Origin of the sequence: Nocardiopsis sp. B62, from assembly GCF_018070675.1 — a bacterium.
Lineage (GTDB): Bacteria > Actinomycetota > Actinomycetes > Streptosporangiales > Streptosporangiaceae > Nocardiopsis > Nocardiopsis prasina.
Window position 1 is genome coordinate 53,320 of record NZ_JAGPXK010000020.1, and the last position, 20,732, is coordinate 74,051.

The window sequence follows — 20,732 nt, forward strand, 5'->3', positions numbered from 1 at the left end:
TCATGTCAAACATTGATTTTAATGCTATTATTTCTGAATTGCTTGGAGCAGCGAGCATTTCGGTAGTTCGAGTTGATGAGAGGTCATTTCCAGATGAGAAGTGGTTTGTCGTATGGGTTGACGAAGATTCAATAGTAAATGCACAAAGTCTCGCGGGATCTATTGAGGAGAAGCTGAATGAGGCTTCGGATGTTGCAAATCAGTCTCTCGTTGTGACTTTTAGGCCTGAGAAGACTGAAGAAGAAAAAGAAATCCCTCCCGAGGCTCTAAGCCCTCTCTCTGGCCCAAAGATGGATCAGTTGATTCAACTACTAGAAGCAAGATCTCGTACATCAGACGCACTTCCCAGCCTGAAATATATGGAAGACCCTAGGGCGAGCCTTGCTGCTATTGGGGCTTCGAGGCATCACCTCGTTTATGGGAGAAGGGGGGTAGGTAAGACAGCACTTCTGCTTGAAGCCAAGCGTATTGCAGAGAAAGAAGGGCATGTTACTGCTTGGATCAATGCCCATACCTTGCGGCGCCTAAATGTTTCTAGTGCTTTTCTTGCGGTCGCTGAAGTCGCTCTAAATTCCCTGGTCCATTATTCTGGCTCATCGCAGGGGGAGTCCTATGTGCGACTTAAGGACCTGAATAATAGAGTCGCTCAATTGAAGCGAAATAGTCAAATGACGGAAGGTGAACTAGGAGAAGTCATTTCTGACCTGAATCGTTCCTTGCGTGCTGTGTTGCGAGAAGATCTAATTCGTCTATACCTTTATATTGATGACTTTTATCTATTTCCTGAAGCTTTGCAGCCCCATCTCCTGGATTGTGTGGCCGGAATGCTTCGCGACTGCAACGGCTGGATCAAGGTCGCTAGTATCGAACGTCTGACCCGACCATTTGAACCTTCTTCAAGGAGCGGAATTGAAGTCCCACACGATGCGTCGAAGATCGATCTTGACGTTACTTTGGAGTATCCGGATTCCACGCAAAAATTTCTTGAGTCGGTACTTTCGAGCTACACAACAACCGCTGGTCTGACGAAACCTTCAGGTATAGCGCAAGGCGCTGCGCTGGGTAGGCTAGTTCTCGCATCAGGTGGAGTTCCTCGGGACTACTTGAATCTATTTGCGTCTTCAATTGTGGCAGCACGCTCCCGACCGAGGGCGCGGGAGATCGGTAGGGAAGACGTCGCCGATGCTGCGGGACAATCTGCGAGAAGCAAAAAGAGGGATCTTGAGCAAGATGTTTCATCGGACAGCGCTAATGTTTTGCTCGCCACTCTGGAGGTCCTTTCGGAAAAGGTAAAGGGAAGTGGTTATACGTACTTCCGTATCAACACCTCTCAAAAGTCTCATCCGATTTACGGGATCTTGGGACAGCTGGTCGATCTGCGTTTTGCTCATCTGATTCAGTCGACGTTGTCTGACCAGCATAGGCCAGGAGTCAAATACGAAGTATATATCCTTGATCTAAGTGGATATGCTGATGTTCGGTTGAAGCGAGGTTTGGCGATCCTTGATCTTAAGAATGGGAAGTGGAGTTTTCGTAAGAGTGGGACTGCGGGCACTCAAAGGCAATTGCCGGGAACGAAATTGCGAGATGAGTTCCGACGGGCTCCAATTGTCGATTTGCAGGATATTTCAGATGAAGTCTCGACGCTCATGGGCAAAGCTTGATGTTTGCTGGAATACGCTCTTGTGTTCTATTCCTGTTCGCCGAATTACATGAAATCGGAGGAGCTTGGAGAAAATTTGATTAAGGTTTGCCGGACTAGTGCCTTAATTCGTTGCGTGACGGTAGTCGCGCGCTCGGGACCGGGCGGTAGCCCGCAGCCCGAGCGGTAGTGGCCGGAACGCAGGGCCGGTGCGCGCGTCGGCGCCCTTGATTTAGCAAAGTTAAATTCGGCAATTTATGGAGGACTGCATAAATGGACGACAAAAAATCTGACATTCGAGTTGTTGCTGAATGTTATTCCTGTGAGAGAATTAATTTGGCTGAAGTGGTAGGTAGTTATTCTTATAAGAATCCACCGGAGGAGGGTTATTATGATTCTCTTCTTTCTTTGGTGAAATGTATAAGGTGTGGTTGTGGGATGCTCCTCGTCCAGGAAGATTATGGCCAGGGTTTTGATGAGCCTGTGAGAACGTGGCCGCCAATGGAGAGTGTTCTGAGTTGGAAAATTCCTGTGGATCTCAGGCGAGAGCTTGAAGAGGCTCGGATCTGTTTTAGGAACAAGGCATTTACGGCTTCGCTGGTTATGGTGAGGAGGACGTTGGAGGGGGTCTGTATAGATCAGGGTATTGCCCGAAACAAGAACCTTGCCAGGTCTCTAGAGGCCCTTAGGGATGAAGGAAAAATCAATAATCAGCTGTTCGAATGGGCGCAGGAATTGAGAATGGCTGGCAATGATGGTGCGCACTATAGTCCAAATCGAACGACACGCGAGATCGCTTCGGACTCTATGGCGCTTGCTGAAGCCTTGCTTGACTACATTTATGTTCTCACCTCGCAGTTTGAGGAATTTCGCGCGCGTAGAGCAAAGGTGAAGGGGAAATAGAATTGCTTTATAGGCTTGAGGAGAGTTGCTTTCCGTCGTGCGTTCGTACATGAGGGATGTTCGGTTCTAGAGCGTCTAGAAGGCGAACAGCGTAGACCTCGCCCATGTGTTTCTTGACCTCGTCGGGCGTGAGCCACTCGACGGCGGTTGCCTCGCTCGTGGGGCTCCCCTCGCCGCCGGACGGCTTGCAGCGGAAGACCAGAGCGACGATTCCGCGGGCCATGTTCTTGTAGACGCCCGTGAGTTGGTCCACCTCGACGTGGATCCCGGTCTCCTCCAGGACCTCACGGACAACACCTTCTTCGGGGGTCTCATCCAACTCCAGGACCCCGCCTGGTGGTTCCCAGGTGCCGTTGTCTCTGCGTTGGATCGCCAGCATGCGCCCGTCGTCGCGTATGACGGCTCCTGCCACGGACACCGAGTGCAGCGGCGTTGACGGCTTGTCTCCGGTGCTGTTACTCATGTACAGGAGCATAGGAGGAACAGAAGGACTATGGCGAGCACTGTAGGGGCGAAGTCGGCGAAGCCCCGGTATCTCCAGATCGCAGACGACATCGAAGAGCAGATCCGGGCCGGCCGGCTGGCTCCTGCTGAGGAGATCCCGAGCGAGACGACGCTGATGGAGCGCTACGGCGTCTCGTCGGGCACAGTCCGCAAGGCGGTAGCCCAGTTGCGGACGTCGGGCCTGGTGGACACGTACCAGGGCAAGGGCTCCTTCGTGAAGTCCAGACCTCCCGTCAGACGCAAGTCCTCGGATCGGTTCCGTCGCTCCCATCGTCGTGCGGGCAAGGCCGCGTACATCGCGGAGACCGAACAGGCAGGCGTGAAGCCCACGGTCCAGGTGATTTCCATCGGCCCCGTGCCCGCTCCGGCGGAGATCGCCGAGCGCCTGGCCGTGGATGAGGGCGACAAGGTGCTTGCTCGGCGTCGGCTCTACTTCAGCGATGGCACCCCCACCGAGGAAGCGACGTCCTACCTGCCGTGGGACGTGGCGCGGGACATCCCCGAACTCTTCGAGGAGAACCCCGGCGGTGGTGGCATCTACGCCCGCTTGGAAGAGCACGGTCACGAGTTCGAGGAGTACACCGAGACCGTGCGGGCGCGTCTGGCGACCAAGCAGGAGGCGAGTGCGCTCGCGCTCAGTCCTGGCTCTCCGGTCATCCACTTGACCCGCAACGCCGTGACCGCCGAGGGGCGTGTCGTGGAGGTGTGCGACACCATCATGGCCGCTGATCAGTTCGTGCTCGACTACCGGATCCCGGCGACGGACTGACGGCCTGGCTGGCGCCCTGGGAGTCGCGTCTTCGACTCAGAGGGTTGACTCATGTACAGGAGTACGTCACTCTTATCTACATCACTCATGTGCATGAGTGAATGGGTTCAGCTCATATATAGAGGTTGGGCCTTGGGTTCGTTGATGTGACCGGTGCCCCTGCCATCGCGGCGGGTGTCGCCGGCCCAGTCCCCTTGGGAGCGTGCTTCGTGGAATCCGTCGCCGTATCCGCTCCGAAGCGGTGCAGGTCCTGCCGTGGTCGTGGGTGGAAATCGATCCGCTCACGGCGGCTCGTTGTGGTTCGCTCCTCCACCGCACGTGAACCCACTGTCCGTATGGCTCTCTGTACGGCATGCCGGGGGAGCGGAACGGGCTCGTGATGAAACGGGGCGCGGACTCCTGCGTCGGGTGGCTCCCGACTCGTCGGCGGTTCCGCCTCATAGACAGCAGACCCCCGCGACGCGGGCTAGGCGTCCGGGGGCATGGCCAACCTGATGGAAGCAGGCTGACGTGAGAGACCTTATCGCCCTGATTCGGGCGCTGGTGACTCTGATACGACCGACCCGACACGGCAGGCACCACCGCAACGGCTCTCCGTCGTTCCGGGTGCCCGCTCCCGCGCGAGTGGAGCTGTGGCCCGCTCCGGAACCCATCGTGATGGACAGCGACGATCCCCGTTCCTACTCCCTGGTGCGCGGTCCCTATGCGCACGTGGAGCGTCGTCGCTCGACTCAGCGGGCCGAGCGAGACCGGCGGGGGATCGACCTGCTGGTGCAGATCGCGCGTTCCTCCCCTGCCTTGGACGACATGGCCGAGTTGCGTGACCTGGTGCGCACGGCCATCGCTGTTGGGGCGGTGCGGCGATGAACGGTGACGGATGCGGCACGGTGGTCGACCGCGCAACCCTGATGGCGTGGGCTCGTGCTCAGGGTGTGCGGGTGCGTGTGGCCTGTGAGGACTGGGAGTCCATCACCTACGAGACCCTGTCCCGGCAACAGGACGGGACGTCTTTGGTCCAGCGGCATCGGTGTGTGCTGCCCGAAACCGTGACGCGGCGACGGCTGCTGATGTCCTATGTGGTCGGGTTGTGTCACGGGGTCGACGGGGCCGAGTGCAACCATGTCCGGCGCATCGTGCCTCCGGTGCTGTCCTCGACGGATGAGGCGGCTCGGCGTGACGTGGCCCTGGTCGCCGCTGCTCTGGTGGAAGTCGAACGCCGGGCGATGTGCGGGGCGACGGTGGACAATCTGCGGGTCTACACCGTCGAACGCGCCGTGCACTGGCGGCCCTTCTGAGAACTCCCGCGTGCCCTGCCGTCTCTCCGAGATCACGGGGGCAGGGCACGCGGGTCTCGTTCCTTTTCACACGGTGATGTGCGCGCCTGTGTGGCGTGCTTCCCGCCGTGCTCCCTGATCACGGGTCGGGGCTCAAATGTGCCCCCACCTGCTGACAGGGCCGGACCACGCAAGTAAGCTACTCGACCATACGAGTACTAGAGTCACCAGGTGGACATCATGTCGAGTTTGGAGTTCGCTCCGCCCAAGTACGTACAGATCGTGCGGGCGATCCAAGAGCGCATCGAAGACGGGACCTATCCCGTGGGGGAGATGCTCCCCTCGGAATCCCGTATGGTCCGCGAGTTCGGGGCCGGCCGCTCCACGGTGGTGCGGGCCTTGCAGATCCTGAGCATGCAGGGGTGGATCGAGCGCGAACACGGGCGCGGCTCGTTCGTGAGGGGCGTTCCGCAGCAGACCTCCGAGCGATCCCATGCCGGCGCCAGTGCCTTCGACGCCTCCGAGGAGGCCAGGAGCAACCGCATTCTCAAGGCGGGCCGCACTCCCGTTCCCGCTGCCGTGGCTGAGGCCGTCGGTGTTCCCGAGGGGTCCCCGGCGATCATGCGTCAACGCCTGGTCCTGGATGACGGCCAACTCAGTGAGCTGGTCACCCTGTGGTTCCCCCTCGACGTCGCGGACGGCACCGACCTGGGCGACGAACAGCCGATCAGCATCGGCGCGCGTGAACACGTGCAGATGGTCAAGCAGGTGCGGCCCTCCCGGGTCTCCGAGCGGCTGTGCGCGCGGCTGGCGACGGACGAGGAGGCCGAGCGCTTGGGCCTGGACGAGGGAACTCCCGTGCTCGGCATCACCGCGCGGATACTGGACGCCTCGGAGAAAGTGATCGCGGTCGCCGAGGTGGTCCTTCCCGGTGACCTGCACGAACTGGAGGACTCCTACCCGGCGGGGTAGGCACGGGCGAACACCGGCCACTTATCTGCTTGTCTGATCAAGTGTGGCCGGTTACCCTGAACTCAACTCGACCGGACGAGTGGTTGAGTGATTATCAAGCGGAAGGCTGATCGATGGCTATTCAGGGTGCGTTGCCGGTCGCGTTCGGGACGGTGTTCCCGCACGGTGCGTTCGCGTTGGGCGTGGAGGCGATCACGGACTTCGAGACCAAGCGTCCGCAGATGGACAAGGACACCGGGCTCCCACTGTGGGCGGTGGACGTGATCGACGCCGACCCCGAAGCGCGGGGCAAGGCCAAGTCGGTGAAGGTCAAGGTCGCCGCGAACGTGTGCCCGACCCTGCCCGACGAGGTTCCCGGGCTGCCGTTCCGGCCGATCGAGTTCGAAGCGATGGCGGTCATGCCCTACGTCGACGACAACGGGCGTCGTCCCCGGGTGGCGTACTCGCTGCGGGCTCGGGGTGTGAAGGCTCCCGGCGGTGCTGGTGGTCGTCGTGCTCCGGCCAAGGAAGCGGCCTGACCGCCTCCTGACACGTAAGCGGGGCGGCCTGGTGCTCCAACACCTAGCCGCCCCTGAACCCCTCCCGTTACCTGCGAAAGCTTCGTGAAGAGGTGTCTTCAGTATGTCCGATTACCCCACCGACCTGTCCACTCTGACCGGTCCGCAGTTGGTTCGGCTGTTCCTGGACGCGGTCGACTCCCGGCCCGCTACGGATGCCGAGCGCGCTGAGTTCTTCGACTTCAAGGCCCGTGTGTTCGCCACGCTCGCGGACCGGGACGACAACCCGGACGCGGTCAAGGCCGCTGCCCGTGCTCGCGCTGACCGTGACCGGATCCTGGCGCGGATCGAAGACGCGATGGGTGGTGAGCTGTGATGGCGAAGATCGGTGCTGCTCACACCCCTCCGACGCTGCCGACTCCGGCTCAGGGGGTGCGGTGGACGACCCCGATCGTGGAGACGCCGGGAATCGTGGTCCTTGGCTCCTGGATCTGGCGGCTGACCCGGTTCCTGGTGTGCCTGCCGTTCCGCTTCCCCGTCATGGTCGCCTGCTTCGCGGTGTCCTTCGCCGCCTGGTGGTGGCTGGACTGGCCCGGCCTGGCCGGACTGTGGGGAGCGGCTGCGGTCTCCTCCCTGGCGTGGTGGCGTACCTGGCCCGACTCCTACCGGACCTGGGTCACCCTGCGCATGCTGGCCTGGTGGCGGCACGTGTTCGTGTACCGCCGCCACTGGCAACCGGTGCTGGTGATCTCCGGGCTGGCCGAGTCCTACCAGGAACGCCGCTACCTCCCCCGCATCCGGCGTGTGGTCTGCTCGGAATGGGCCGACCGGGTCCGGGTCTCCCTCGTCGCCGGGACGTCTCCGGCTGATTTCGAAACGCGGGTGGCCGAACTCGCCCACGGATTCGGCGCCCCGTCCTGCCGGGTCATCGTGAACGGGCCGAGGGACATCACCCTGGAGTTCCCCCGGCTCGACACCCTGGCCGATCCCCTCGAAGCCCTTCCGGTCCCTGACGTCCCGGAACTGGACGCGCTCCACGTGGGCCAGAGGGAAGACGGTTCTCCGTGGCGGCTGCGGCTGCACGGCACGCACGTCCTGGTGGCCGGGGTGACCGGGTCGGGGAAGGGTTCGGTGATCTGGTCGGCCATCCGGGCGATGCTCCTCACCATCGCGGACGGGACGGCGCAGGTGTGGGCGATCGACCCCAAGCGCATGGAACTCGCCTACGGGCGTGACCTGTTCGCGCACTATGCCGATGACGGTGAATCCGCGGTGGCGGTGCTGGAACTGGCCGTGTCCCAGATGCAGGATCGGGCCCGGCGCTACGCGGGCAAGCGGCGCTCGCACACCCCCACTACGGAAGACCCGTTCGTCCTGGTGGTGCTCGATGAGGTGGCGTTTCTGACCGCCTACCACCCTGACCGGGACATTCGGAAGCGCTCCGAGAACGCCATTGCCACCCTGACCTCACAGGGGCGTTCGGTCGGTTTCGCTGTCCTGGCCGCTTTGCAGGACCCGCGCAAGGAGGTGATGAACCTTCGGAACCTTTTTCCGGACAAGGTCGCGCTTCGTCTGGACGAGGCGTCCCAGGTCGACATGATCCTTGGCGAGGGTGCCCGGGACCGGGGTGCGAACGCGCACCTGATCGACCCGACGCTTCCCGGGGTGGGCTTCGTGCGGATGGAGACCTCACCGGCCCCGGTACGGGTACGCGCCGCCTACGTCTCCGACACCGACATCACGGCCATGACCGATGTCTACGGCGCGGATTCGTCCTCGGACGGGGAGGCTGCCTGATGCGCGCGGTACTGGGCCAGGTCCAACCGGTAGATCACAATGGCGATTATCAGCATGCACAGCCAAAGGGGGAGGTGCATCGCCAACGTCAGCGTGCGGCTGGTGAAGCTGGGATCGATCACGAACATGGCGACGTGCCATCCGAGACCGACGAGGGCGAAGAGCAAGTACCGCAGTCTGGGTCGCTTGGGTTGCATGCGGTGGGGGACTCCCGCTGTGTGGTTGTGGGGGTGGGCTGATGCCGACTCCTACCGGTAAGTCGACACGGGCTGAGCGGCTGGCGCAACCTCTGGCCCGTGAGGTGGCCGAACAGGTCGCTGCTGACCATGGGGTGTGTATCCGTCCGGTGTCCCTTCGACGTACGAACATCACCACTGGTGCCACCGAGGTGATCGACGTCCCGTGCGGGTCCACGCTGGAATCCCGCTGTCCGGCCTGTGCCAAGCGGAAGAGGTCGCTTCGGCGGACTCAGTGTGAAGAGGGCTGGCACCTGACGGAAGAACCCGTGGTGCAGCCTGACCCGCCCTCCGAGGAACAACGGGGTTGGGTGGAACAGCGCGCCATGGTGACGGCCGAGAGGGATCGCCTCGCCTCCACGGGCGCGGCGTCGGCTGAGGATCTGGCGCGGCTGGACGCGGTGATCGCTGACCTGGATGAGGAGATCACCGCTTCGGGGCTGCGGGGATCGGTGACCCGCTCGGCCGACTCCTCCTCGTCGGGGGCACGTCGGGTGCGCTCGACCAAACGGCGTCAGGACGTCCCGGACCTTCCCAAGCGGCCCATGACCCGCAAGACGGTCGGGCGGGCGTTCACCGACTCTGCCTCGGGCAAGGTGTTCCGGCCTTCCCTGTTCATCACGCTCACACTCGACTCGTACGGGCGGGTGCGTTCGGACGGCACTCCGGTCGACTTCTCGACGTATGACTACCGGCGTGCGGCTCGGGACGCGCTGCACTTCTCCAAGCTGGTCGACCGGTTCGTGCAGAACCTGCGCCGGGTGGCCGGGTTCGACGTGCAGTACTTCGCGGCCGTGGAACCGCAACGGCGTCTGGCTCCGCACCTGCACATGGCCACGCGGGGCACGATTCCGCGTACCGAGCTGCGGCAGATCGCGGCGGCGACGTATCACCAGGTGTGGTGGCCTTCGGCTGATCAGGTCGTGTTCGAGGGCGATCACCTTCCGGTCTGGGACGAGAAGACAGGTGTCTTTGTCGACCCGTCGACAGGCGAAGTCCTGCCCACCTGGGATGAGGCGCTGGACGACCTCGATGACGATCCTGACGCGGAACCTCATCACGTGGTCCGGTTCGGCCGGCAGGTGGACGCCAAGGGCGTGGTCGCGGGCTCGGCGGATGCTGACCGGTGTGTGCGCTACCTGGCGAAGTACCTGACCAAGGACATCGCCGACTGCCATGCCGCCGAGACGGCACGCCAGGAACAGCACGTGGACCGACTCCTGGACGCGCTCCGCTTCGAACCGTGCTCGCCTCGGTGCTCTAACTGGCTTCGCTACGGAATCCAGCCCGAGAACGCCAAAGCGGGGATGCGTCCTGGGTTCTGCCGGTCCAAGGCACACCGTCGCGAACACCTGGGTTACGCGGGTCGTCGTGTCCTGGTCTCTCGGAAGTGGTCCGGCAAGACCCTCGCCGATCACAAGGCCGACCGCCTGACCTGGGTCCTGGACGCCCTCGGAGTCGACCCCACAGGCGAGGACCAGGGCGACGAGGACAACCCCCGGCCTCCGGTGCTGACCTCGGCCAACTCCGGTGACTACGCCTGGGAACTGGCGCAGCCCACTGACCCGGACGTTGCTCCCCGCGAACAACGCCTGCTCCGGGCTGTCGGTGAAGCACTCAAACGCCGTTCCCAACTCGACGCGGCTCGGCAGAACGATCTTTCGGCAACTCCAGAGACGAGGGTGGCATGAGCGCAGCGACGGCCCGTGTGGACGTTCCCGAACAGCGTCGGGCCGACGTCCTGTGGTCGGTCAAGGATGCCGCCGCCTACCTCCGTGTACCGCCGAAAACCCTCTATGAGTGGCGCTACAAGGGCGACGGGCCTCCCTCCCACCGAGTCGGCCGGTACGTCCGCTACGTGCCCGCAGAGGTCTATGCCTGGGTCCGATCCCAGTAACCCCAACCCCCGAGAGGAACACCCCCTATGGCTCGCGCGTGGGTCTACGACCGCACCAAGGACAAGGCGTACGTGGAGGCGGCGAAGAAGGCCAAAGTGACCAAGCGCACACCTCCCGCGCGCTGGATGGTCCGCTATTACGACCCTTCTGGCCGGATCAAGAGCGGCGGCACGTTCAAGAAGAAGCCGGACGCGGAGAAGAAGCAGACCGAGATCGAGAACAGCCTTCATGAAGGCTCCTACCGCAACCCCCACGACGCCAAGGTCACCGTGACCGAGATGGCTGAGAAGTGGCTGAGCACGCGCACCGACATCAAGCGGTCGACCTGGTGGAAGTATCGGGGCCTTCTGGACGCCCACGTGCTGCCTCGCTGGGGAGAGCTTCCGATCTCGGCGGTGTATTCCGAGGACGTCGCCGTGTGGGTGGCCGACCTCCAGAAGCCGCGGGACGAGGGCGGGGCCAACCTGGGTGCCTCACAGACCAGGCACGCCTACGGTGTCCTCTCCATGGTCCTGGAATGGTGTGTGCCGCGTCGCCTGCCCGCCAATCCCGCACGCGGGGTGCCGCTTCCGAAGCCGAGTGAGGCCGAACACGTCTACCTCGATCACCTCCAGGTGGAGGCGTTGGCGGACGCGGCCGGATCTCTACGCACCAAGTACGGGCAGATCGCCGCCGCCGCGAACATCAACCGGCCCCTCATCCTGCTTCTCGCCTACACGGGCCTGCGCTTCAACGAAGCCGCCGCGCTGCGGGTCGGCAGGGTGGATCTGGAGACACGGCGCATCCGGATCGTGACGGCCTTCGCCGAGGTGGAGGGCAAGCTTGTCGAGCAGTCGCCCAAGACGGGCAAGAGTCGGACCGTGCCCGTTCCCAGGTCCCTCGTCGCCGAGCTGCTTCCGCTCGTGCAGGGGCGGCCGGACTCGGCGCTGGTGTTCACCACCAAGCGGGGGAGTGAGGTGCGGCTCCGCAACTGGCGCAACCGGGAGTTCGGCAAAGCGCTCAAGGCCGCTGGGCTCGACGGGATGGGTCTGACTCCGCACAAGCTCCGGCACACGGCCGCGTCACTCGCCATCGCGGCCGGCGCTGATGTGAAGGTGGTGCAAGCGATGCTCGGGCACGCCACTGCCACGATGACCCTTGACCGGTACGGGCACCTGTTCCCCGACCGACTGGACGAGGTGGCCGAAGCGATGGACGCGGCTCGGCTGCGGGTGCTCGCTGCCTGAGAGACAGGGACACGACCTCCGCCGTGTGCAATGAATGTGCACTGCGGCTCTGACGGCTCCATGCCCAGAAAACGAAGAACGGGTGCCCACCTGCGTGGACACCCGTTCCTTTGTCGGGGTGGCGGGATTTGAACCCACGACCTCTTCGTCCCGAACGAAGCGCGCTGCCAAGCTGCGCTACACCCCGAAGCAACGTCCCCAAGTCTAGCGGACTCGGGGAGTGCTTGGGTAATTCGATTCGGGTGGAGGCGGACCCGCTGGTCAGGGGCGGGCGACCAGGTCCATGAGTGAGGCCTCCGGGCGGCAGCAGAACCGCACCGGCGCGTACGGGGACGTGCCCAGGCCGCCGGAGACGTGCAGCCACGCGTCGCCGTACTCGTTGAGGCCCCACGCGCGCCTGCGGTCGATACCGCAGTTGGTGACCAGCGTCCCGTAGAACGGCAGGCACAGCTGGCCGCCGTGCGTGTGCCCGGCGAGCAGAAGCTGGTACCCGTCGGCCTCGAAGCGGTCCAGGTTGGAGGGCTCGGGCGAGTGCAGCACACCCAGCCTGATGTCGGCCAACGGGTCGGCCGGACCGGCGACGTCGTCGTAGCGGTCCAGCTTGATGTGCGAGTCGTGCACCCCGGCCAGGGCCACGTCGAGCCCGTTGGCCTTCAGCGAGCCCTTGTGGTTGTTCAGGTCCAGCCAGCCCGAGGCCGACATCGACGCGCCCAGCTCACGCCAGGGCAGGTCCGGCACCCGGCGCTTGCGGTAGTCCGTCTTGCTGGTCCGCCACAGGTAGCGCGCCGGGTTCTTCAACTGCGGCGAGAACAGGTCGTTGGACCCGTACACGAAGGCGCCCGGACGGTCCAGGAGCGGTCCCAGGGCGTCGATGAACGGCCCCACCGCGTCGGGGTGGGCCAGCGAGTCCCCGGTGTTGATCACCAGGTCGGGCTCGTAGGCCTCCAGTCCTCGGATCCAGTCGATGAGCATCTTCCGCCCGGGCGTCAGGTGCGCGTCGGACAGGTGCAGCACACGCAGTCGGGGGCTGCCCGGGGGCAGCAGCGGCAGCTCGTAGCGGCGCAGCCGGAACCAGTTGCGTTCGATGACCGAGGCGTATCCCAGCCCAGCCACACCGACCGCCCCGGTGATCGCTGCCGCGCGCCCGATCCGGCGCAGGAGTGGTCTGTTGTCGGCGCCCATCCGGCCCTCCTTCGTCGAGTACCGATCGTCTCAGATGCGGGGTGCCCCGCGCGCAAACCGTTGGTGGGCGTGGTCTGGGCGGCCGTAGGATCGGGCCATGTCCGAACTCAAAGCCCGTCTCAAGTCCGACCTCACCACCGCCATGAAGGCGAAGGACAAGGTCCGCACCGCCACTCTGCGCATGGTGCTCACCACCATCGCCACCGAGGAGTCCGCGGGCTCCTCGCAGCGGGCGCTCGGCGACGACGAGGTCACCAAGCTCCTCATCCGCGAGGCCAAGAAGCGTCGCGAGGCCGCCGAGGCCTTCGACAAGGGCGACCGCCCCGAGGCCGCCGCCAACGAGCGGGCCGAGAGCGAGGTCCTGTCGGACTACCTCCCCAAGCCCCTCACCGACGACGAGCTCTCCCAGCTGGTCACGGCCGCGGTCGCCGAGACCGGCGCCTCCGGGATGAAGGAGATGGGCAAGGTCATGAAGATCGTCAACGCCCAGATCGCCGGGCGTGCCGACGGCGCCCGCGTGGCCGCCGAGGTCAAGCGCCAGCTGGCCTAGGGCGAACCGCCCCGGAACGACGAGGGGGCGGCGGTGACCTGGTCACCGCCGCCCCCTCCGTGCTGCTCGGGGTCAGTCGCTCCGGCTGGGCTGGGTCGCCGGGACCACCGGGTGCCAACCGCCGCGGTCCGGGGTGCCCTCCGAGTTGGCACGGCCGCCGCCGCTGCTCAGGAACACGTTGACCGTCGCTCCCTCAGGGAGGCGGGTGCCCGGGTTCGGGTTGACCGCGGCCACCGAACCCTCGCTCTCGGACGAGCGGACCGTCGTTCCGGACACGTTCGCCGAGTAACCGGCGGCCTCCAGGGCGGCGACGGCCTCGGACTCGCCCAGACCGACGACGTTGGGAACGCCGCCGTCGTCGCTGGCCGGGCTGGCGTCCTCGTCGTCATCGTCATTCCGGGGAGCGCGGGGCTCGGAGGTGGAACCGAACTTGCCGGGCGCGGACGCCAGACGCTCGGTGTCCAGGCCCTCGTGGGCGCCTCGCATGGTCTCCTGCCAGATCGGGCCGGGGATGGTCGCCCCGTACACGGTCCCGAAGTACCGGTCGCCGATCCTGACGTTGCGCAGCGGGTACTGCTGGGGACCGCGCGGGTCGCCGACGAACACGCTGCTGGCCATCTGCGGGGTGAACCCGGCGAACCAGGCCGCGGCGGAACCGTCGGTGGTTCCGGTCTTGCCCGCCGCGGGACGGCCGATGCCGAGGCTGGCGGCGGTGCCCCCGTTGAAGGTCTGCGACAGCAGGTAGCTGGTGCCGTCGGCGACGTCCTCGTCGATCACGCGCTCGCACTGCGGCTCGATGTCGATCGTGGCGCCCGCCTGGCGGTCCTCGATCTTGGTGATGGACTGCGGCTCGCAGTACATGCCGCCGGAGGCGAAGGTCGCGTAGGCGTTGGACACCCGCAGCGGGGAGACCTCCTCGCTGCCCAGCGTGAAGCTGCTGTTGGCGAGCGAGTTGTCGTTCTCCGTGAACAGGGTGCCGTCGGCGCGCTTCAGCCCCAGCTTCTCCGCCATCTTCATCGTGTTGCACAGGCCCGCGCGGGCCTGGAGCTGCGCGAAGTAGGTGTTGGAGGAGGCCTTGGTGCCGGACACCATGTTGTGGTTGCCCGCGTTGCTGTCACCGGCGTTGCTCAGCGACCACGACTCCAGCCGCCCGCCGTTGCAGGAGGTCTGGCCGCTCACCGTGGTGGAGCTCGGTGAGTTGAAGGAGGTGCCGAAGGGCAGCCCCTCCTCCAGCGCGGAGGCGAGGGTGATCGCCTTGAACGTCGACCCGGCCTGGAAGCCGCTGCTGCCGCCCCGGTCGGAGTCGGTGGTGAAGTTGATCGAGGTCTCGCCGAGCTTGCTCTCGTCGGGACCGTAGTTGCGGCTCTGCATCATCCCGAGGATGTGGCCGGTGCCCGGTTCGACGACCGCCTGCGCGGCCACCTTGCGGGAGTCGTTCTCGCGCGGCACCCACTTGTCCACGGCCTTTTGGCCCGATTCCTGCGTCTGCGGGTCCAGGGTCGTGTGGATCTCCAGGCCGGCGGTGCGCAGCCAGCGCGCCCGCTCGGTCTCGTTGGGGCCGAACCGCTCGTCCTGCTCGATCTCCTGCACGACGTAGTCGCAGAAGAAGGGCTGGTCGCTGGGGACGCACCCGTTGGGCGGGGTGTCCAGGTCCAGCTCCATCTCCTCGGCCTTGGCCTCCTCGGCCTCCTCCTCGGTGATGGCCTCGGTGGCGACCATGCGGTCCAGGACGACGTTGCGCCGCTCGGTGGTCTGCTCGGGGAAGAAGCGCGGGTTGTACAGGTAGGGATAGCGGACGAGACCGGCGATGGTCGCCGCCTGGTGCAGCTCCAGCTCGCTCGCGGGCACCTGGAAGAAGTGCTGCGCGGCGGACTCGACGCCGTAGGCGCCGTCGCTGAAGTAGGCGATGTTGAGGTAGCCCTCCAGGATCTCGTCCTTGGACATCCTCTGTTCCAGGGCGACGGCGTAGCGCAGCTCCCGGATCTTGCGGGCGATGGTCTCCTCGCGGGCCTCCTCCAGCTCCTCCTGGGAGGTGGCGGCCTCGATCTGCACGTTCTTCACGTACTGCTGGGTGATGGAGGAGGCACCCTCGGTGTTGCCTCCCATTGTCCGGAGGGCGGCACGCAGGGTGCCGGACACGTCCAGACCACCGTGGTCGTAGAAGCGGGAGTCCTCCATGGCGAGGATGGCGTCGACCATCACCGGGGAGACGTCGTCGATGTCGACGAGCTCACGGTTCTGGTCGAAGATCTCCGCGATCACACCGCCCTCGCGGTCGTAGATGGTCGACCGCTGAGGAGGTGGAGGTGTCTCGAGTTGGCTGGGCATGTCCAGGAAGCCGCTGGCGATGTTGCGGGCGGTGATCCCCATGCCGCCGACCGCCGGTAGGGCGAGTGCGGCGACGAGGAGGCCGGCGATCACACCGACGACGACCAGTTGGCTGATTCTTTGAAGCAATGTCCCCTGACCCACCCCATCAGACTAAGTGACCACGAACGCTCAGAAGCGGTGCGATCGGTAACGGACGGTGCGTTTTCACGCCGAATCGCCCATGACTACGCACGAGCCGTATCCCCGGACCATCCTTCCACGGTTAACGCAGACAGTCCCGGGTGTGGTTCAGCCGACACGCACCCCTGCCCCGGTCGGGGAGGGTGGTCGGCCGGTCGCGCAATGGCCCGCTCGGGCCATATCCGTGAGACGGAAAGTGGGTCGAGTGGGTTCTGTTGGCGCGGCGATCCGAACCGTACTTTCGAGATGGGGCGCCGTGACGATGCGTGCACGACGCGCCCCACGCGGTAGCGGGAGGCCACCGTGTTCACCTCCACTCAACCAGAGCACACCAACCACCTTTGACCGCGAGCGCTAGCACACGTCTGGGAAGTGCGCCACATGTGGACCCATCAGTGGACGACAGAGGCCCTGTGCCGTCAGATCGACCCCGACGCCCTTTTCGTCCAGGGCGCCGCGCAGAACCGCGCCAAGCTCTTCTGCCACGGCTGTCCCGTGCGTGTCGAGTGCCTCGCCGACGCGCTGGACCACCGGGTGGAGTTCGGGGTGTGGGGCGGCATGACCGAACGCGAACGCCGCTCCCTGTTGCGCAAGCACCCCGACGTCACCGACTGGGCTCCCCTGCTGGAGGAGGCCCGCCGGGAGGGTGAGGACGACCTCTCCCGTATCGCGCGGACCCTGCGGGACACGCCCGCCTGACACCGGCCCGGATCCGTCCTCAGGAGTCCTCCGGCGCGGCCTCCCCGGAACCCGCCGCACCTCCGGTCGAGGGGGCACCCTCGGTGCCCCCGGCGAGCGCCACGCCGATTCCGCGCAGACCGGCGAGGTCGTGCACGTCCTCGGGCCGCGCGGGAACCTCGACCACCCGCGCCCCCCGGTGGGCCGACAGCATCCGGGCCCGCAGCCGCTCCTCGCGCTCGTGTGCCCGGACCCGCTCCGCGTGAAGGCGCAGGGCCGCCGCCGCGAGCGGGTGGGAGCCCGCCTCCTTCAGCGAAGCGGCGGCCGCCAGCGCCTCGTCCGCGCCCAGTCGCGCCCCCGGCCCGGACGGCAGCGGATGCGTCCGGTTCAGCACCAGGCCCGCCAGTGGCATGGACTCCGCCGCCAACCGGTCCATGAAGTAGGAGGCCTCGCGCATCGCGTCCGTGTCCGGGGTCGCCACCACCACGAAGGCCGTCCCCGGCGTCTGGAGCAGCCGATAGGTCCGCTCGGCGCGTTCCTGGAACCCGCCGAACACCGTGTCGAACGCGGAGACGAAGGAACGCAGGTCGGCCAGGAACTGGGTCCCGACGATCTTGCCCACCACCGAGCCCACCACGTTGAACCCGGCGCCCAGCAGCCGGAAGGCGCCGGTGGCCGGGGTACTCAGGAAGCGGATGAGTCGGCCGTCCAGGAACCGGCCGAGCCGCTTGGGCGCGTCCAGGAAGTCCAGCGCGGACCGGCTGGGCGGGGTGTCCACCACGATCAGGTCCCACTCGCCGGACTGGCGCAGCTGCCCCAGCTTCTCCATCGCCATGTACTCCTGCGTGCCGGAGAAGCTCGTGGAGAGGGTCTGGTAGAAGGGGTTGGCCAGGATCTGGCGGGCCCTCTCGGGGTCGGCGTGCTCCCTGACGACCTCGTCGAAGGTCCGCTTCATGTCGAGCATCATCGCGTGCAGGCTGCCCCGGGCCGATTCGGGGAGCGGTACCGGACGCGGGGTGTTGTCCAGCTCCACGAGCCCCATCGACTGCGCCAGGCGCCGGGCCGGGTCCACGGTGATCACCACGGTGCGCCGTCCGCGTTCGGCGGCGCGCAGCCCCAGCGCGGCGGCGGTGGTGGTCTTGCCGACCCCGCCCGCCCCACAGCACACGACGATCCTCGTGCGGGTGTCGTCCAGCAGGGCGTCCACGTCCAGCGGCGCGCCCTCACGCGGTCCCCGGGCGTTCGGACTCGCTCCTCCCGGACCCGCCCCTCCCGGGCCCGCCCCTCTCCGGTCCTCGGTCACCGCTCCACCCCCTGATCGGTCAGGCTCCGGGCCAGGTCACCCAGCGCGGCGCGGTCCACCCCGCCCTCCACCCGGGGCAGCTCCACCATGGGCAGGCCCAATTCCTCCAACTCGCCGCGGACCCGTTCCTCCAGCAGCTGGCGCAGCGCGTGCGCGCGCACCTCGCCCGCGAGGTCCTCGGCCAGCTCCTTGTGCGCCTCCAGCAGGGCCCGGTCCAGAGGCGCGGCCCTGAGCCCCGAAGCGAGCGCGGCCGAGTCCAGCTCCCCCGTGACGGCGGCGGCGAGGTCGGCGGCGTCCAGCAGCGGCGGCGCGACCATGTTCACCAGGACTGATCCCAGGGGCAGACCCAGCTCGCGCAGCTCAGCGATCCCGTCCCGGGTCTCCTGGGCGGGCATCTCCTCCAGCAGGGTCACGAAGTGCACGCGGGTCCGGGCGGAGCGGATCACCTCCATGACCCGGTCGGCGTGGCCTCGGACGGGACCCACCCGGGCCAGCCCCGCCACCTCCGAGTTGACGTTCAGGAACCGCCCGATCCGCCCCGTGGGCGGCGCGTCCATGATCACGGCGTCGTAGTGGAAGGGGGCACTCGAGGGGGAGCCGGAGGTCCGTCCCCGGCCACCCGTGCGCCGCCGGACCGCCTCGGTGGCCTTGCCGGTGAGCAGGACGTCGCGCAGCCCTGGGGCGATGGTGGTGGCGAAGTCGACGGCACCCAGTTTGGTGAGCGCCTGACCGGCCCTGCGCATCCCGTAGAACAGCTCCAGGTACTCCAGCAGCGCGGCCTCGGCATCCGCCGCCAGCACGTGGACCGAACCCCCGCCGGGCGCGGTCATCATCTCGCGCTCCTCGTAGGGCAGGGCGGGGCTCCCGAGCAGGGAGGCCACCCCCTGGCGGCCCTCCACCTCGACCAGGAGCACGCGTCCGCCCCGGGAGGCCAGGGCCAGCGCCAACGCCGTGGCGGCCGTCGTCTTGCCGGTACCGCCCTTGCCCGTCACGATGTGCAACCGGGCACCGGCGAACGCCGTCCCCGGGTCGTCACCGCGCGGTCCCTGTTCACGATCGCTCACCCCACGGAGTCTATGTGCGGGCTCCGTCGGCCAGTGGACGCAGGTACGGCCGGGTACGCCTGGCCTCCCGAGTGGGTGCGGGTGAGTAAGGTGAGCGGCGTCGAGGGGCGGTCCCAGGGGCCGCCGGTGATCGAGAGGGGTAGACGAATGAGCAAGTGGGAGTACCAGAGCGTGGCGCTGCTGTCGCACGCCACCAAGCAGATCCTGGACAACTGGGGCGAGGACGGCTGGGAGCTGGTCTCCGTCGTGCCGGCGCCGCTGCCCGAGGGCACCGACCCGCGCAACCAGCAGTACGTCGCCTACATGAAGCGGGCCAAGTAGATGGCGACCCCGGAGGAGCGGATCGCCGAACTCGGGCTCACCCTGCCCGAGGTCGTTCCCCCGGTCGCGGCCTACCAGCCGACCGTCCGCAGCGGTGACCACGTCTACGTCTCCGGCCAGCTGCCGTTCGTCGACGGCGCCCTTCCGGCCACCGGCAAGGTCGGTGCCGAGGTCAGCCCGGAGGCCGCCAAGGAACTGGCCGCCGTGTGCGCGCTGAACGCCATCGCGGCGGTGCGGGCCGAGGTCGGCGAGCTGTCCGACGTGGTGCGCGTGGTGCGGGTGGGTGGCTTCGTGGCCAGCGACCCCGGGTTCACCGGGCACCCCGGTGTGATCAACGGGGCCAGCGAGCTGCTCGGCGAGGTCTTCGGCGCGGCCGGGGTGCACGCCCGGGCCGCCGTCGGTGTCGCGTCCCTGCCGTTGGACGCCCCGGTCGAGGTTGACATGATCGTCGAGGTCCGCTGACCGGACCCGAGGACGACCCGGGCCACAGCGCGGCCTTCGTGAACGACGGGAGTGAGTCGATGACCGAGGACGACGGTGTGGCCCGGCCCCGCCCCGCCGCCACCGTGATGCTGCTGCGTCCGGTGGCGGGCTCCGACACCGCACGAGCGGAGCGCCCCATGGAGGTCCTGCTCATGCGCAGGGTGCCGACCATGGGATTCGCCCCGGGTGCCTACGTCTTCCCGGGCGGCCGGGTGGACGGGCGCGACGCCGACGGCGACCTCCCGTGGACCGGTCCGTCCCCCGAGGAGTGGGCCGGGGTCCTGGGCACGGACGTGCCCCGGGCCCGCGCCCTGGTGTGCGCGGCGGTCCGGGAGACCTTCGAGGAGACCGGTGTCCTGCTGGCCAGCGAACCGGAGCGGGCGGGGGAGGAGGCGATCACCCTCGACACCGCCACCGACGACTGGGAGCGGGACCGGCTCGGCCTGATCGACCACACCCACTCCTTCACGGAGGTGCTGCGTCGGCGCGGGCTGGCGCTGCGCTCGGAGTGGCTGCGCGCATGGTCGAGGTGGATCACCCCCGGCAACCAGCCGCGCCGCTTCGACACCTGGTTCTTCACCGCCGAACTCCCTCCCGGGCAGGCGGCACGCGACGTCGGCGGTGAGGCCGACCTCACGCGGTGGACCGACCCGTCCGCGGTCGCCGTGGAATGGGGCGCCGGGAGGATGCCGATGCTGCCGCCGACCGTGATCGCCTGCGCCGAGCTGGCGGAGCGGCGGACCCTCCGGGGTGTGAGGGAGGCCCGGCGGGATATCGTTCCTCTCGAACCGGACGTTCGGGAAATAGGCGGACAGCTCCGTGTCGTGGCGCCGGACGGTAGGGACTTCCCCCTGCCGGGGCCCGGCGCGGGACAGTGAGCGCTGCTTCCTCTTCCGGCGGCGCGCGGCGCCCCGTCGTGGGG

General features: G+C 66.4%; 23 protein-coding genes and 1 tRNA gene. 17 read left to right on the forward strand and 7 right to left on the reverse strand.

Translation table 11 applies throughout. The annotated features are described in order from the left end of the window. Nucleotides 1-2: 2 nt before the first annotated feature. Nucleotides 3-1,664 carry an ATP-binding protein gene (locus KBX21_RS19610; protein ID WP_210842853.1) on the forward strand — a complete coding sequence of 554 codons (1,662 nt, stop codon included), beginning with the start codon at nucleotides 3-5 and terminating at the stop codon, nucleotides 1,662-1,664. Nucleotides 1,665-1,915: 251 nt separating this feature from the next. Beyond that, entirely contained in the window at nucleotides 1,916-2,545 is a 630-nt protein-coding gene (locus KBX21_RS19615) for a DUF4145 domain-containing protein (RefSeq protein ID WP_210842855.1), read from the forward strand. 7 nt (nucleotides 2,546-2,552) lie between these two features. Here KBX21_RS19615 and KBX21_RS19620 read toward each other — a convergent pair whose 3' ends face one another. Next, nucleotides 2,553-3,008, reverse strand: coding sequence for an NUDIX hydrolase (locus tag KBX21_RS19620; RefSeq protein ID WP_247666012.1), 456 nt, complete (start codon nucleotides 3,006-3,008; stop codon nucleotides 2,553-2,555). Nucleotides 3,009-3,038: 30 nt separating this feature from the next. Between KBX21_RS19620 and KBX21_RS19625 the strand changes: the two genes are divergently transcribed. From KBX21_RS19625 to KBX21_RS19655, 7 genes are all read left to right on the forward strand, one after another. Continuing rightward, the gene (locus tag KBX21_RS19625; RefSeq protein ID WP_210842859.1) at nucleotides 3,039-3,818 is read left to right on the forward strand and encodes a GntR family transcriptional regulator; all 780 of its coding nucleotides are present in this window, start codon (nucleotides 3,039-3,041) and stop codon (nucleotides 3,816-3,818) included. Nucleotides 3,819-4,328: 510 nt separating this feature from the next. Continuing rightward, a complete protein-coding gene (locus tag KBX21_RS26710) occupies nucleotides 4,329-4,685 on the forward strand; it encodes a hypothetical protein (RefSeq protein WP_247666013.1) in 357 nt (118 codons plus the stop codon). Next, the gene (locus tag KBX21_RS19635; protein WP_247666014.1) at nucleotides 4,682-5,113 is read left to right on the forward strand and encodes a hypothetical protein; all 432 of its coding nucleotides are present in this window, start codon (nucleotides 4,682-4,684) and stop codon (nucleotides 5,111-5,113) included. The genes KBX21_RS26710 and KBX21_RS19635 overlap by 4 nt, the downstream gene beginning before the upstream one ends. A gap of 210 nt (nucleotides 5,114-5,323) precedes the next feature. Continuing rightward, complete coding sequence (locus KBX21_RS19640) at nucleotides 5,324-6,064, forward strand: GntR family transcriptional regulator (RefSeq protein WP_210842862.1); 741 nt, start codon at nucleotides 5,324-5,326, stop codon at nucleotides 6,062-6,064. Nucleotides 6,065-6,177: 113 nt separating this feature from the next. Continuing rightward, nucleotides 6,178-6,582 carry a plasmid replication, integration and excision activator gene (locus KBX21_RS19645; protein ID WP_210842864.1) on the forward strand — a complete coding sequence of 135 codons (405 nt, stop codon included), beginning with the start codon at nucleotides 6,178-6,180 and terminating at the stop codon, nucleotides 6,580-6,582. 103 nt (nucleotides 6,583-6,685) lie between these two features. Beyond that, complete coding sequence (locus KBX21_RS19650; protein ID WP_210842866.1) at nucleotides 6,686-6,937, forward strand: hypothetical protein; 252 nt, start codon at nucleotides 6,686-6,688, stop codon at nucleotides 6,935-6,937. Further along, nucleotides 6,937-8,358, forward strand: a complete 1,422-nt coding sequence (locus tag KBX21_RS19655; RefSeq protein ID WP_210842868.1) for an FtsK/SpoIIIE domain-containing protein — start codon at nucleotides 6,937-6,939, stop codon at nucleotides 8,356-8,358. Before KBX21_RS19650 ends, KBX21_RS19655 begins: the two co-directional genes overlap by 1 nt. Here the strand turns inward: KBX21_RS19655 and KBX21_RS19660 are convergent. Further along, nucleotides 8,319-8,525 (reverse strand): hypothetical protein, encoded by a 207-nt coding sequence (locus KBX21_RS19660; RefSeq protein WP_210842870.1) that lies wholly within the window; start codon nucleotides 8,523-8,525, stop codon nucleotides 8,319-8,321. The genes KBX21_RS19655 and KBX21_RS19660 overlap by 40 nt on opposite strands. A 71-nt stretch (nucleotides 8,526-8,596) precedes the next feature. Here KBX21_RS19660 and KBX21_RS19665 point away from each other — a divergent pair, with 71 nt between their 5' ends. From KBX21_RS19665 to KBX21_RS19675, 3 genes are read left to right on the forward strand one after another with little or no spacing between them, the layout of a single operon-like run. Beyond that, entirely contained in the window at nucleotides 8,597-10,285 is a 1,689-nt protein-coding gene (locus KBX21_RS19665) for a replication initiator (RefSeq protein ID WP_210842872.1), read from the forward strand. After that, complete coding sequence (locus tag KBX21_RS19670; protein ID WP_210842874.1) at nucleotides 10,282-10,491, forward strand: AlpA family transcriptional regulator; 210 nt, start codon at nucleotides 10,282-10,284, stop codon at nucleotides 10,489-10,491. The genes KBX21_RS19665 and KBX21_RS19670 overlap by 4 nt, the downstream gene beginning before the upstream one ends. A 27-nt stretch (nucleotides 10,492-10,518) precedes the next feature. Next, complete coding sequence (locus KBX21_RS19675) at nucleotides 10,519-11,718, forward strand: site-specific integrase (protein WP_210842876.1); 1,200 nt, start codon at nucleotides 10,519-10,521, stop codon at nucleotides 11,716-11,718. Between the two features lie 113 nt (nucleotides 11,719-11,831). Here KBX21_RS19675 and KBX21_RS19680 read toward each other — a convergent pair. Together KBX21_RS19680 and KBX21_RS19685 are read right to left on the reverse strand one after the other, a co-directional pair. Next, a tRNA-Pro gene (locus KBX21_RS19680) sits at nucleotides 11,832-11,905 on the reverse strand. 74 nt (nucleotides 11,906-11,979) lie between these two features. After that, nucleotides 11,980-12,900 carry a metallophosphoesterase gene (locus tag KBX21_RS19685; protein WP_210842878.1) on the reverse strand — a complete coding sequence of 307 codons (921 nt, stop codon included), beginning with the start codon at nucleotides 12,898-12,900 and terminating at the stop codon, nucleotides 11,980-11,982. Nucleotides 12,901-12,997: 97 nt separating this feature from the next. Here KBX21_RS19685 and KBX21_RS19690 point away from each other — a divergent pair, with 97 nt between their 5' ends. Continuing rightward, nucleotides 12,998-13,450: a GatB/YqeY domain-containing protein gene (locus KBX21_RS19690; protein ID WP_049579534.1), complete on the forward strand. Its 453-nt coding sequence runs from the start codon at nucleotides 12,998-13,000 to the stop codon at nucleotides 13,448-13,450. 72 nt (nucleotides 13,451-13,522) lie between these two features. Here the strand turns inward: KBX21_RS19690 and KBX21_RS19695 are convergent, their stop codons facing one another. Beyond that, nucleotides 13,523-15,907 carry a penicillin-binding protein gene (locus KBX21_RS19695; protein WP_049579531.1) on the reverse strand — a complete coding sequence of 795 codons (2,385 nt, stop codon included), beginning with the start codon at nucleotides 15,905-15,907 and terminating at the stop codon, nucleotides 13,523-13,525. Between the two features lie 435 nt (nucleotides 15,908-16,342). On the opposite strand from KBX21_RS19695, the gene KBX21_RS19700 reads away from it, so the two are divergent. Further along, nucleotides 16,343-16,660: a WhiB family transcriptional regulator gene (locus KBX21_RS19700; protein WP_049579529.1), complete on the forward strand. Its 318-nt coding sequence runs from the start codon at nucleotides 16,343-16,345 to the stop codon at nucleotides 16,658-16,660. A 19-nt stretch (nucleotides 16,661-16,679) separates the two neighbouring features. Here KBX21_RS19700 and KBX21_RS19705 read toward each other — a convergent pair whose 3' ends face one another. Further along, entirely contained in the window at nucleotides 16,680-17,852 is a 1,173-nt protein-coding gene (locus KBX21_RS19705) for an ArsA family ATPase (RefSeq protein WP_210842937.1), read from the reverse strand. A gap of 86 nt (nucleotides 17,853-17,938) precedes the next feature. Then, on the reverse strand, nucleotides 17,939-19,006 hold the full coding sequence (locus KBX21_RS19710; RefSeq protein ID WP_210842880.1) for an ArsA-related P-loop ATPase: 1,068 nt from the start codon (nucleotides 19,004-19,006) through the stop codon (nucleotides 17,939-17,941). A gap of 147 nt (nucleotides 19,007-19,153) precedes the next feature. Between KBX21_RS19710 and KBX21_RS19715 the strand changes: the two genes are divergently transcribed. From KBX21_RS19715 to KBX21_RS19725, 3 genes are read left to right on the forward strand one after another with little or no spacing between them, the layout of a single operon-like run. Further along, complete coding sequence (locus KBX21_RS19715) at nucleotides 19,154-19,327, forward strand: DUF4177 domain-containing protein (protein ID WP_017590156.1); 174 nt, start codon at nucleotides 19,154-19,156, stop codon at nucleotides 19,325-19,327. After that, nucleotides 19,328-19,789 carry a RidA family protein gene (locus tag KBX21_RS19720; RefSeq protein WP_049579293.1) on the forward strand — a complete coding sequence of 154 codons (462 nt, stop codon included), beginning with the start codon at nucleotides 19,328-19,330 and terminating at the stop codon, nucleotides 19,787-19,789. 59 nt (nucleotides 19,790-19,848) lie between these two features. After that, on the forward strand, nucleotides 19,849-20,688 hold the full coding sequence (locus KBX21_RS19725) for an NUDIX hydrolase (RefSeq protein ID WP_210842883.1): 840 nt from the start codon (nucleotides 19,849-19,851) through the stop codon (nucleotides 20,686-20,688). Nucleotides 20,689-20,732 lie beyond the last annotated feature (44 nt).